At 48.8% G+C, this 11,989-nt stretch carries 12 protein-coding genes; 4 read left to right on the forward strand and 8 right to left on the reverse strand.

Going from position 1 to position 11,989, the window contains the following annotated elements:
- Window positions 1-9 precede the first annotated feature (9 nt).
- Genes pgaB through pgaD form a run of 3 tightly spaced genes read left to right on the forward strand, consistent with a single transcriptional unit; the run spans window position 10 to window position 3,776 of the window.
- Complete coding sequence (gene pgaB / locus DUT67_RS22200; RefSeq protein WP_048263362.1) at window positions 10-2,025, forward strand: poly-beta-1,6-N-acetyl-D-glucosamine N-deacetylase PgaB; 2,016 nt, start codon at window positions 10-12, stop codon at window positions 2,023-2,025.
- Window positions 2,022-3,350 carry a poly-beta-1,6-N-acetyl-D-glucosamine synthase gene (pgaC, locus tag DUT67_RS22205; RefSeq protein WP_048263358.1) on the forward strand — a complete coding sequence of 443 codons (1,329 nt, stop codon included), beginning with the start codon at window positions 2,022-2,024 and terminating at the stop codon, window positions 3,348-3,350. Before pgaB ends, pgaC begins: the two co-directional genes overlap by 4 nt.
- 3 nt (window positions 3,351-3,353) lie before the next feature.
- On the forward strand, window positions 3,354-3,776 hold the full coding sequence (gene pgaD / locus DUT67_RS22210) for a poly-beta-1,6-N-acetyl-D-glucosamine biosynthesis protein PgaD (protein WP_113627149.1): 423 nt from the start codon (window positions 3,354-3,356) through the stop codon (window positions 3,774-3,776).
- Window positions 3,777-3,892: 116 nt separating this feature from the next.
- On the opposite strand, the gene DUT67_RS22215 is transcribed toward pgaD, so the two are convergent.
- Complete coding sequence (locus DUT67_RS22215) at window positions 3,893-4,312, reverse strand: helix-turn-helix domain-containing protein (RefSeq protein WP_048263352.1); 420 nt, start codon at window positions 4,310-4,312, stop codon at window positions 3,893-3,895.
- A gap of 142 nt (window positions 4,313-4,454) precedes the next feature.
- Here DUT67_RS22215 and DUT67_RS22220 point away from each other — a divergent pair, with 142 nt between their 5' ends.
- Entirely contained in the window at window positions 4,455-5,306 is an 852-nt protein-coding gene (locus DUT67_RS22220; RefSeq protein ID WP_113627148.1) for an SDR family oxidoreductase, read from the forward strand.
- Between the two features lie 99 nt (window positions 5,307-5,405).
- Here the strand turns inward: DUT67_RS22220 and DUT67_RS22225 are convergent, their stop codons facing one another.
- The 7 genes from DUT67_RS22225 to rpmH form a co-directional block, all read right to left on the reverse strand.
- A complete protein-coding gene (locus DUT67_RS22225; protein WP_113627147.1) occupies window positions 5,406-6,617 on the reverse strand; it encodes an acyltransferase in 1,212 nt (403 codons plus the stop codon).
- Between the two features lie 164 nt (window positions 6,618-6,781).
- Entirely contained in the window at window positions 6,782-7,276 is a 495-nt protein-coding gene (locus DUT67_RS22230; RefSeq protein WP_223254631.1) for a hypothetical protein, read from the reverse strand.
- Window positions 7,277-7,445: 169 nt separating this feature from the next.
- Window positions 7,446-8,810 carry a tRNA uridine-5-carboxymethylaminomethyl(34) synthesis GTPase MnmE gene (mnmE, locus tag DUT67_RS22235; protein ID WP_113627145.1) on the reverse strand — a complete coding sequence of 455 codons (1,365 nt, stop codon included), beginning with the start codon at window positions 8,808-8,810 and terminating at the stop codon, window positions 7,446-7,448.
- Between the two features lie 129 nt (window positions 8,811-8,939).
- Window positions 8,940-10,574 (reverse strand): membrane protein insertase YidC, encoded by a 1,635-nt coding sequence (yidC, locus tag DUT67_RS22240; RefSeq protein WP_048263342.1) that lies wholly within the window; start codon window positions 10,572-10,574, stop codon window positions 8,940-8,942.
- A 2-nt stretch (window positions 10,575-10,576) separates the two neighbouring features.
- Entirely contained in the window at window positions 10,577-10,834 is a 258-nt protein-coding gene (gene yidD, locus DUT67_RS22245; protein WP_010281237.1) for a membrane protein insertion efficiency factor YidD, read from the reverse strand.
- Window positions 10,798-11,157: a ribonuclease P protein component gene (gene rnpA, locus DUT67_RS22250; protein WP_113627144.1), complete on the reverse strand. Its 360-nt coding sequence runs from the start codon at window positions 11,155-11,157 to the stop codon at window positions 10,798-10,800. Before rnpA ends, yidD begins: the two co-directional genes overlap by 37 nt.
- 18 nt (window positions 11,158-11,175) lie before the next feature.
- Window positions 11,176-11,316, reverse strand: coding sequence for a 50S ribosomal protein L34 (rpmH, locus tag DUT67_RS22255; protein WP_005976668.1), 141 nt, complete (start codon window positions 11,314-11,316; stop codon window positions 11,176-11,178).
- Window positions 11,317-11,989: the final 673 nt, after the last annotated feature.

An 11,989-nucleotide genomic window follows, 5' to 3' on the forward strand; every position in this document is an offset into this window, starting at 1 on the left:
GGAAAGGTGATGTTATTTATACGATTACGAAACTTTGTGATGGTGTTGGGGGTGTTAATGATCGCCGCCTGCGCGCATCCCGTTGACGTGAAATATAGCTCGCCAGCAGAACGTCCTATTTTGGTCAAGGAACTGCCGTGGAAAACCAATCAATATATCGTTATCGCCTATCACGATGTTGCGGATGAGGGTGCCGATCAACGTTTTATGGCGGTGCGAACCAGTGCACTGAATGAACACTTTGTCTGGTTGAGGGAAAATGGTTACCACCCGGTATCCGTTGATGACATTCTAGCTGCTGGCTCTGGGGGTAAACCGCTACCGGACAGAGCGGTGTTACTGACATTTGATGATGGTTACAGCAGTTTTTATCATCGCGTTTACCCTCTTCTGAAAGCCTATGGCTGGCCGGCTGTATTGGCACCCGTTGGGCGTTGGCTGGATACGCCAGAAAACCAGCCGGTTGACTTTAGTGGCATTCAATTACCTCGTAACCATTTTCTTACCTGGCAGCAAGTCAGTGAGATGGCGCAATCTGGCCTGATAGAAATTGGGGCACATACCTATGACTTACATAAAGGGATTCTGGCAAACCCGCAGGGGAACATGGAACCTGCCGCCGTCACTCGCCGCTATTTCCCAGAGGATAAGCGATACGAAACGCGGGATGAGTATCGTCAACGTTTTGCGCATGATACGGATCTCATTACGAAAAGGATCGTTGACGCGACTGGGAAAAAGCCTCGGGTTTGGGTCTGGCCCTATGGTGCGGTGGGGGGAGACGCGCTAAGCATAGTTAAGCAGCGCGGCTATCAGCTAGCGCTAACGCTTGGAAGTGGGCCTGCGTCGGCTGACTCACCGTATAATGTTCCTCGCATACTGATTAACAATAATCCAGATGTGCAACAGTTCGCGCTGTTGGTCAGCGATGTCCGTGAGCCTGAGCGCATACGAGTGGCGCATATCGATCTGGATTATGTTTATGACACCGATAAAGCCCAGCAGTCCCGTAACGTGGATGCCTTAGTTCAACGTATTGCCGACTTGCGTATTAACACTGTTTATCTTCAGGCTTTCTCCGATCCGAACGGTGATGGCAACGTACAGTCACTCTATTTCCCTAATCGCTGGATGCCCGTCCGAGAGGATTTATTCAATCATGTGGCCTGGCAATTGGCATCGCGGGCGCTTGTTCGCGTTTACGCATGGATGCCGGTACTGGCTTTTGATATGGATGATGAGACGTTGCAGCGCGTTGAGCGGATCGACAGTGAAAGCGGGCAACGTAGTATCAACCGTAGCCAATATAGACGCTTATCGTTATGGGATGCGGAAGCCAAAAGGCGAATTACTGATATTTATGAGGATCTTTCCGCCTACACCATGTTTGGTGGCATCTTATTCCATGATGATGCCGTACTTGCCGATGATGAGGATGCAAGCGATTCGGCCATACAAGCCTACCAAAAGGCTGGATTCCCCAGCTCGATTACCCGTATTCGTCGTGACCCCCAGCTCACTGCTCGCTGGACGCGGTTTAAGAGTAAAGCGTTAACTGACTTTACGCTCGAACTGGCCGCTCGAGTGCATGCGATCCGTGGTCCGCAAGTCCAGACTGCACGCAACATTTTCGCATTACCGATGATTGAACCGGAAAGTGAAGCATGGTTCTCCCAAAATTTGGATGACTTCCTTACCGCTTATGATTGGGTTGCACCCATGGCGATGCCATTGATGGAAAACGTCGCGCCTAGGGACAGCAATGCGTGGTTGCAAAAGCTGGTACAAGAAATGGCTCGTCGACCTGGAGCGCTGAATAAAACCGTGTTTGAACTTCAGGCAAGGGATTGGCGTGTTCCGGGAGAACCGTGGTTAGACACTGCGCAATTGGTTGAATGGATGACCGTGTTGCAACTGAATGGTGCGCAAAATTACGGCTATTACCCGGATGATTTTCTTAACAATACCCCTGAGTTGGAAAGCATCCGCCCCATGATTTCACCAGAATGGTACCCACTGCCATGATTGAGAGAATTTTAGCTTCCTTAATATTATGTCTGATGCTCGGCATCCCTTTTGGCGTGATGTTCTCTTTTACGGGGGATGTCGTTCTTAACTTTACCTTTTTCTGGCCTTTGTTTATGTCTGGGCTATGGATAACGGGAGGACTGTATTTCTGGTTTCACTACGAACGGCATTGGCGTTGGGGAGAAGGGGTCATACCCGATGAGCCAACCGGACGCCCGTTAGTGTCAATCTTGATCCCTTGCTATAACGAAGGGCCTAACGTGCGCGAAACCATTGAAGCTGCATTGGCACAACGTTATACCCATATCGAAGTCATTGCTGTGAATGATGGTTCCAATGATGACACGGGAGACGAGCTCAATCGGTTGGCGGAGCAATATGACAAACTTAGAGTCATTCATCTTGCGCATAATCAGGGCAAAGCGTTGGCGCTTCAAGCGGCATGTGCTGCGGCCAAGAGCGATCTGCTGGTGTGTATTGATGGTGATGCGCTTCTCGATCCCGATGCAGTTGCCTATTTGGTCAACCCATTGATCAATAACCCGCGGGTCGGTGCAGTAACGGGAAATCCAAGGATAAGAACGCGTTCGACGCTAGTGGGTCGTATTCAGGTTGGTGAGTTTTCCTCAATTATTGGTTTGATCAAACGCACACAGCGGGTTTATGGCAAAGTTTTCACGGTTTCTGGCGTCATCGCCGCTTTTCGTCGCAGTGCGCTAGCAGAGGTTGGCTACTGGAGCTCCGACATGATCACGGAAGATATCGATATTAGCTGGAAGCTTCAATTGCGCCATTGGACGATATTTTTTGAGCCAAGAGCACTGTGTTGGATTCTGATGCCGGAAAAGCTCTCTGGCTTGTGGAAACAGCGGCTGCGTTGGGCACAAGGTGGTGCGGAGGTATTTTTAAAAAACTTCCGTCATTTATGGTCATGGCGCTATCGCCGAATGTGGCCGCTGTTCCTTGAATATTCTATTTCGATATTATGGGCCTTCACCTATGCCGTAAGCGTCTTACTGTATTTATTAGGTTTTTTAATAGAACTGCCTGAGGAGATTCGGGTGGAAACGCTCTTTCCTCCCGCGTTTACCGGCATGATGATAGGGGTTGTCTGTTTAATCCAGTTTGCAGTCAGTATGTTGATTGAACGGCGTTATGAGAAAGATATTGGTAAATATCTGTTCTGGGTAATCTGGTATCCCATGGTGTATTGGACATTGAGCCTCTTTACCAGCCTAGTCAGTTTTCCAAAGGTCATGCTGCGTTCCCGTAAAAAACGAGCGCGTTGGGAAAGCCCAGATCGTGGTATCGAAAGAGGATAAATTATGCATTCATCTTTAATCATTTCTGAAAGGCGTTGGTTTCCATTATTTATCGATTCTTTATTGACGCTATGTGGATGGGGAATCTTTATTTGGTTATTTTTCGAGGTGTTTATCGGCACGTTTTTGAATAACTATGTTTCCGATCGATCTTCCTCTACATCAGAAGGTTGGACCATATCGATACATTTATACATATTCCTGATAAACGCGTCGCTCTTAATTGCCTGGGGAAAACTGGAACAATATCGCTATCGTTCCAGAAAAGAACAAAGAACGCGTACTGATGCGCTAGATACCAAACACGTTGCCAGAAGTTTTTCTTTATCGGATGGATTCGTTCAGGAATTGAACCGTAATAAGATCCAGCGTGTTTGGCATAATGAGCATGGAAGAATTATTGGTATCGACAACTTATCGTCGTGACCGACTGAAGACACATTGCCATGTTATGGCGGTTGATAGCGAGAGTGGGAAAACCATTATCTCTGATATCACCGCCTGTTTCCCTAATTCATCTCTTCAGGGGCAAGAACTTTGGCTCAGGAGGCGAGTGGTTTAGCTGACTGTTCTTCACGTGATTGTTGTGCCGCCAGAATGTCGCCCAGATTCCCTTCAATCCACACCGCCAGCTCTTTCACCCGCTCGCCAACCTCTTTGCCTGATGGCGTCAGGCTGTATTCAACATGCGGCGGGACAACCGGATAGGCTGTGCGCAGGACAAAACCATCACTTTCCAGCCATTGCAGGGTCTGTGCCAGCATGCGTTCGCTCACGCCGCCAATCCGTCGACGCAGTTGACTGAAGCGATGCGTATCATCAAGTAATGCAATGAGAATCAGTACACCCCAGCGGCTAGTCACGTGGTTAAGTATCTGGCGAGACGGGCATTTCTCGGCTAAGACATCGCCAGTTGGCAGTATGGGCGGTAATAAATCTATGGGGGTTTTGTGGTGACTCACTATACTTACCTTTGTGTATGTACTTACTTAAAGTTAGCTTTGCCGATATTATGCCAGCCACTACCCGTTAATAAAAGACGGTTAAGAAAAGACAGTTAACAAAAGACGGTCAATAAAACATGGTTAATAAAAGGAGCTTGAGATGATTGCGATTACTGGTGCATCTGGCCAACTGGGCCGTTTAGTTATTGCACAACTGTTAGAGAAGGTTCCGGCGAGCGACATCGTGGCGCTGGTGCGTGATGTGAATAAAGTTGCCGATCTGTCTGCAAAAGGCGTGCAGGTGAAAGCGGCGGATTACAATCAACCTGAAGCGCTGGCTTCTGCTCTGCAAGGTGTGGATAACGTGCTGTTGATCTCTTCAAGTGAGGTCGGTCAACGTGCGGCACAACATCGCAATGTGATCGAAGCCGCAGCGAAAGCGGGTGTGAAACTGGTTGCGTACACCAGTCTGCTACATGCGGATAAATCGCCTCTGGCGCTGGCGGAAGAACACCGCCAAACGGAAGCGTTGCTGAAGGACTCTGGTTTACCGCATGTCCTGCTGCGCAACGGTTGGTATACCGAAAACTACGCAGCCAGCATCCCTGCGGCACTGGAACACGGTGTGTTTATCGGTAGCGCGGGCGAGGGGAAAATTACTTCCGCAACCCGTGAAGATTTCGCTGCTGCCGCAGTCGCGGTACTGACGCAAGAAGGACAGGCTGGCAAGGTTTATGAACTGGCCGGTGACGAACCTTATACGCTGGTAGAGTTGGCGGCTGAGATTAGCAAACAGTCTGGTAAATCTATCGGTTATCAAAACCTGTCTGAAGCGGAATTCACTGGTGCGCTGGTTTCTGCTGGTCTACCTGAGGTTTTCGCGCAGATCATTGCTGATTCAGATGTTGGCGCATCTAAAGGCGGTCTGTTTGATGGCGGTAAGCAGTTGAGCCAACTGATTGGTCGCCCAACGACGCCGCTGTCAGCCGTAGTGAAAGCGACGCTGAAATAACGCCTCAAAGTAATGCTCAAAAAATCGGCCTGGAGATCATTCTGGGCTGATTGCTTTTTATTGTTAGTATGTACTCACAATCAATAGTCGGCTTTTTTATCAGGATATTGGGCGATTCTTTTGCTCTGGATCGCTGATGTTTTTCCTCATTTTGTCAGTAAGCAGATTGCCGATAGGTTGTTCGATGAATTGATAAAGCAACCAGCCAGCGATAAGGCTAACCGCCTCGGCGGCTATGATTAGCTGCACCGCGTCTATCACATCGTATTGATTGCCATCGGTCCATTCATTTAGCAAGCGAAGCACTAAGAAATGGATCAGGTAAAAGCAGAAAGAAATGCTTCCTAACCATTGCATTGATTTGGCATGCAAAAATGAACGCTTCCCTTGTAGATCACTCACTGCGAGCGAGCCGATCAGTAACGTCAGCGGAATGAGGGTAACCAAATTTAAGCTAAGTAGGAACGGCATAAAGAGATCAATACAATATGTTAATGCTGTCAGTATCATACTGGTGGTAACTGAAACGCGTATCCATCTCCCTTCTTGGATAATACGTGACAGTAATATACCAATGGTAAATTCAAAAATACGTGTTGGCGGGAAGGTATAGGAAAGCCACCATTGAATTTCACCCACCTCAAAAGGCCAACCCTCAATCAGTGGGGCGGTGGGCAATAACGTATAGATTGCACCATTAGCCGCGATTAAAGCGACATAGCACAACATTACGGATATCCATAAGGATTCTGTCGGTATTTTTTTGACTATCTTGAGTAAGAATGGATAAATAATATAAAGAAAAACAATAACAGATAGGAACCAACTGGGTACGTTTCCGCCAATATAAATATCACCTTGCGGTATCCATGTCTGTATCAATAATAAATTTGGTAACCAAACATCAATGCGCTCAATGCTTATTATACCAAGGCTTATAAGTAGTATAATAATGAATATACTTACAGGGTATATCTTTGCGAATCGTTTTTTATAGAATTGGATCGGACTGCTAACTGATGGTGATGACCAGTTCATGACAAACCCACTCAGGATAAAAAAGAACGATACACTTACCCACCCGGCCTTACTGAGGACAAAGGAGTAGGCTTCACCGACAGATTCATCTGAGAACAAGTTCAACATATTCCCGATCGATGTATGAAAGAAGTACACAAGAAGGGCAGCAATAATTCGAGTGCCATTCAACGATGGTAAATTAGGTAGATACCCTTTTGGTGTTCTCTTTATAATTATATTACTTTGATAGTAATGTGAATTTTCATTTTTTACTATGAGGTTACTATCCATTTCTTTCTCCTATTCAAATTCGATGCGAAAAAATGAGAAAAGATAGCTGTCATAAATATACAAATAGAAAGGTGTCTATGAATTTATTTTTACTGAAAAAATAAGAAGACTAATTCCCCTCTGATTGATTATAAATAACGCCCTCTCGATGAGAGAGTAAAAAATTAATTCTTCAATGAAGGAACTGGGTGTGGATTGCCAGATAGCCGCGATAGCAACGCCAGCATTTCTTTCTGGGGCCAAAGATATCCGCGACCTTTAACTGAACAGGGTCTATCAGACAACTGCTGACCGAGAGAGTAACCTGTTAATTCAGCAATGTTGAGATTATCAAACCGCACTACGTGTTCAATATCTCCCTTCATCTGGTTCAATGTACCCTGTACAGAGCGACTACACTGAGTATCGACTTGTAGTGGGCGCAAATAACCTTGGGCCACGTTGAGTTGCATTTCATTCGCTCCACACTTGAGAAGCGTATTTATGAATGCATCAACAAAGTGGTCATTAAGCTCGACGAAATCCTTCTTGATAAGCGCGGGTAACACCAGTGGAAAACGAGTTGCATCATGCACGAGAAGCACGCAATTTCGGCGCTGTAAGGTGATCAGATTTCCATGCCAGTTGCTCAGCGGGTTGATATCTATTGTTGGCTGCATAAAGAGCCGCTGACTACGGGGAGTCGCGGCAAGTTGGCCACTGTCATTCAGTGGCAACTTTTTGAACAACTTATGTGTGGCGTGAAGTTGAATAATCTTATCACCCCCCCCCGTTCTTCTGCCTCGGCCAGTTGTGTAACGCGTAAGTGGATTAGGGTAGATTAAGCGATCATTTTCCAATACAAAAACTCGAAAAAATACGGCCTAGCAGGTCGTCAGAGGTGAATTCACCGGTGATTTCACTTAGGGACTGCTGTGCCAGCCGCAGTTCTTCCGCCAACAGTTCGCCAGCGTAGGCGCTCACCAATTGCTCTTTGCCCTGAATCAAATGCTGTGCTGCCAGTTCCAGCGCTTGTAGATGACGGCGTCGTGCCAGAAAACCGCCTTCCGTGTTGCTGGTGAACCCCATGCTTTGCTTGAGGTGATCGCGCAGCGTGTCCACGCCTTCACCCGTGCGGGCAGAAAGTCGAATAAGTGAGTGAGTATTTACATCTTCGATGCCGAGCGTTTCACCAGTTACGTCAGCTTTATTGCGTACCACGGTAATCGGCAGCGTTTTTGGCAGACGTGCCATAAATTCGGGCCAGATCTGCTCAGGCTCAGTTGCCTGCGTCGTGGTGCCGTCTACCATGAACAGCACGCGATCGGCCTGTTCGATTTCCTGCCAGGCTCGCTCGATACCAATGCGTTCGACTTCGTCGCTGGCATCGCGTAGTCCGGCTGTGTCGATGATATGCAGTGGCATGCCGTCAATATGGATGTGTTCACGTAATACGTCGCGCGTGGTTCCCGCGATAGCGGTGACAATAGCGGCTTCACGACCGGCTAACGCATTGAGTAAGCTAGATTTACCGGCATTAGGACGACCCGCAATCACGACCTTCATCCCTTCACGCAGCAGGCTGCCCTGATGTGCTTCGGCTCGGACGGCATCCAGATCGGCCATCACACCATTTAGCTGCGCTTCGATTTTGCCATCGGAGAGAAAGTCGATCTCTTCATCTGGGAAGTCGATGGCAGCTTCGACGTAGATTCGCAGGTGAGTAAGTGCTTCCACTAACTGATTTATACGGGTAGAGAATACGCCTTGCAGAGAGTTCAGCGCTGAGCGAACGGCTTGTTCCGAGCTGGCGTCAATCAGGTCGGCGATGGCTTCTGCCTGCGCGAGATCGAGCTTGTCATTTAGGAAGGCGCGTTCAGAAAATTCGCCGGGACGCGCAATGCGCACATCGGGCAGCGTCAGAACGCGTTGCAGGAGCAAATCAAGAATAACCGGACCGCCGTGACCTTGAAGCTCCAGCACGTCTTCACCCGTAAAAGAATTCGGGCCGGGGAACCAGAGGGCGATGCCTTGATCAAGCGTGGTGCCGTTGATATCACGGAACGGCAGATAATCGGCGTGACGAGGTTTAGGAAGCTTACCCAGAACAGCACGTGCTACCTCTGCGGCTACCTGTCCTGAAACCCGTAAAATACCCACACCTCCGCGTCCCGGTGGCGTGGCTTGGGCGACGATGGTGTCGGTATTGCTCATGATATTCTCTCTGCGTTGATGCCTGTCTGTCAGGCTATTTTACGTATCGTTAGGGGATAAAACAGCTTATAAAAAAATAAGGCGGTCAATGACCGCCTTACTCTTTCTATCGGTTAGCCATCAACCGGATTATTTTTTCTCGCGGCTATGCAAGCCACGTTTTTCCAGACCGCGATAGATCAACTGCTGCTGGAGAATGGTAACCATGTTGCTGACGATGTAGTACATAACCAGACCTGACGGGAACCACAGGAAGAAGACGGTAAAGATGACTGGCATGTAAGTCATGATCTTCTGCTGCATTGGGTCGGTCACGGTGGTTGGTGACATCTTCTGAATGAAGAACATCGTCACGCCCATCAGGATCGGCAGAATGTAGTACGGGTCTTGTGCAGACAGGTCATGAATCCACAGCGCGAACGGCGCATGGCGCAGCTCTACGGAACCCATCAGCATGTAATACAGCGCCAGGAAGATTGGCATCTGAATTACCAGCGGCAAGCAGCCGCCCAGCGGGTTCACTTTCTCTGACTTATACAGCGCCATCATTTCCTGACTCATGCGCTGTTTGTCATCACCAATACGCTCACGCATTGCCTGCAATTTAGGTTGCAGTAAGCGCATTTTCGCCATAGAGGTGTATTGCGCTTTCGTCAGTGGATACATCACACCACGCACGATAAAGGTGATGGCAATGATGGAGAAGCCCCAGTTGCCGATGAAACCGTGCAGGAATTTCAGCAGCTTAAACAGCGGCTGAGAAATAAACCACAGCCAGCCGTAATCCACTGTCAGATCCAGATGCGGTGCGACAGCAGCCATCTTGTCCTGAATTTCCGGGCCGACCCACAGGGTAGCGTTCAGATTTTGTTGACTGCCAGCGGCAACAACAACGGGCGCAGCCTTGAAGCCAATCGCAGCCTGACCGTTACCCAGCTTACTGGTATAGAACGTATTCGCGCCAGTCGTCGTCGGAATCCACGCGGTTGCGAAGTACTGTTGCAGCATCGCCACCCAACCACTGTTGGTCGTGATGTTCAGGTTTTCGTCCATGTCGCTGAAGCTGTACTTTTTGTACTTGTCTTCGCTAGAAGAGAACGCCGCGCCACGATAGGTGTGCAGTGCAAAGTTGCTGCTGCCTGTATCGCGGTGCTTAGGCAACTCGGTAGACTGTTTTAACTGACCGAACAGCGTGAGTTCCAGAGGCTGAGCGCTGGTGTTATTGACGCTATAGTCAACATTCAGTGCGTAGTCGCCACGTTTCAGAACAAACGTTTTGGTATAGGTCACGCCATCCGCTGCGGTGTACGTCATCGGAATGCGCAGTTCGCTCTGGCCATCAGCCAGCTCGAAGCTATCTTGTGTGGCGGTAAACAGCGGACGTGGACCGTTAGCCGGGTTGTCTGGGCCGTTTTTGCCGGTCAAACCGCTCTGAGCCTGATAAACAAACTCCGATGTGGTTTCCAGCAGATGGAAAGGCTTATCTGAACCTAATGTGTCTGGGTAAGCCAGCAAGTGTGCTTGCTCGACGTCGCCGCCACGCGTGTTGATTGTCAGCGCCAGAACATCAGTTTTCACCGTGATCAGTTTGCCTTGACCGCTAGCGGGTACACCCTGGTTGGTAGCATCACCGGTTACTGCGTTCGTCGCCTGCTGTATGGTCTGCGTGGTTGCTGGCGGATTTTTATCCGTCTCCCAAGCCTGCCAAAGCATAAAGGTTACGAATAGCAGAGCGATGAGAAGAAGATTGCGTTGCGAATCCATCGTTAATGTTCTCTGTTATTGTCGGTTTTTGGCGGTACGGGATCATCACCACCAGGGTTCAAAGGATGGCATTTTAATACGCGTTTAAGCGTCAACCAACAGCCTTTTATCATGCCGAACCTGCGTATTGCTTCAATACCGTATTGCGAACACGTTGGCCGGAACCGGCAATGCGGTCCGAGTAACGGGCTAATAACGAGTTGATAACCGCGTATCAACCCGATTAGCAGTCGGGAGCCAAACGACAGTGCCGACGCCATAGTTTTTCCAATGCTTCCGTCAGAGTGCGGTTATCCAGGTCAGACACCCCCTTTTTCACCAGCACCACAAAATCCATTGAAGGCAATGAATGTTGATGCAGGCGAAAGCTTTCGCGCGTCAGGCGTTTAATCCGATTGCGTTCATGAGCACGTTTTACATGCTTTTTGGCGACGGTAAGACCGATGCGGGGATGCCCCAGCGAGTTCAGGCGGCCGAGGATGGTGATTTGCGGCGTGCCAGCCCGTTGTGGTTGCTGGAAGACGAAAGTGAAATGACTGGGAGTTAACAAACGTAACTCCCTGGGAAATGCTAGCTTAACCACTCGGTGGGTTAGCTTTTGTTACTTAGAAACAGACAGACGAGTACGGCCTTTCGCACGACGGCGGGCCAGAACTTGACGACCATTTTTGGTGGCCATACGAGCACGGAAACCATGGCTACGGTTACGCTTCAATACGGACGGTTGGAAAGTGCGTTTCATGGCGATTTCTACCTAAACTTGGATAATTATAACTTTACAGTAAACGCGTTTGGCTGTTCGGCGTGAAGATGACCGACGCCTCAATCGCATATCACAGCTATATAACGGAAAGAGGCAGGATTGTAATAATTGTACAGTCCTGAGTCAATTAACATCACACTTAACACGCCAGCTATTCCCATTATTTTTGGTATTTCTGCCTGGCAGAGCACAGAAAAAGCGTAGACGCGCGGGCAGGGAATTATACGGACTCTATTGAAAAGCGCAAGGATCCTTCAACGATCTGTCCCGCAAGATCATGATCGATGTCACCGTAACGATCGTGTCTCCGAGGGTATGCTTGGGTGCGCTTCATATAGGGTGGGTAAAATGTGCGCTAGCCGCCCCTCTGCCGTGTTGCAGGGAGTCACGATAAGAATAGCCTGTGGATAAAAAGGATCGAAACTGTGCAGAAGGGGAAGATCTCTTTGGCGGATTAGGTTATGATCCGCGGTTCCGTTAGCGATCCTTTTGACGGGATCGTCGGAGTAAACCGCCGCGCTACGTGGTGTGTCTGCTGTCTGAATTGTGAATGAAACAATCGTGTATGACGCAGGCGCCAAAAAATCATGAGTCACATAAATAACGTCTTATTCTTTTCTTTTTGATCGTTCTTGTTCGAGTGGAGTCCGCC

This window comes from Pectobacterium peruviense (genome assembly GCF_003312355.2).
Lineage (GTDB): Bacteria > Pseudomonadota > Gammaproteobacteria > Enterobacterales > Enterobacteriaceae > Pectobacterium > Pectobacterium peruviense.

Bases quoted from the DNA above. Each gene is read 5' to 3' on its own strand.
- pgaB (WP_048263362.1), top strand. From the start codon at position 10: ATGTTATTTATACGATTACGAAACTTTGTGATGGTGTTGGGGGTGTTA.
- pgaC (WP_048263358.1), top strand. From the start codon at position 2,022: ATGATTGAGAGAATTTTAGCTTCCTTAATATTATGTCTGATGCTCGGC.
- pgaD (WP_113627149.1), top strand. From the start codon at position 3,354: ATGCATTCATCTTTAATCATTTCTGAAAGGCGTTGGTTTCCATTATTT.
- DUT67_RS22220 (WP_113627148.1), top strand. From the start codon at position 4,455: ATGATTGCGATTACTGGTGCATCTGGCCAACTGGGCCGTTTAGTTATT.
- DUT67_RS22225 (WP_113627147.1), bottom strand. From the start codon at position 6,617: ATGGATAGTAACCTCATAGTAAAAAATGAAAATTCACATTACTATCAA.
- DUT67_RS22230 (WP_223254631.1), bottom strand. From the start codon at position 7,276: ATGCAGCCAACAATAGATATCAACCCGCTGAGCAACTGGCATGGAAAT.
- mnmE (WP_113627145.1), bottom strand. From the start codon at position 8,810: ATGAGCAATACCGACACCATCGTCGCCCAAGCCACGCCACCGGGACGC.
- yidC (WP_048263342.1), bottom strand. From the start codon at position 10,574: ATGGATTCGCAACGCAATCTTCTTCTCATCGCTCTGCTATTCGTAACC.
- yidD (WP_010281237.1), bottom strand. From the start codon at position 10,834: ATGGCGTCGGCACTGTCGTTTGGCTCCCGACTGCTAATCGGGTTGATA.
- rpmH (WP_005976668.1), bottom strand. From the start codon at position 11,316: ATGAAACGCACTTTCCAACCGTCCGTATTGAAGCGTAACCGTAGCCAT.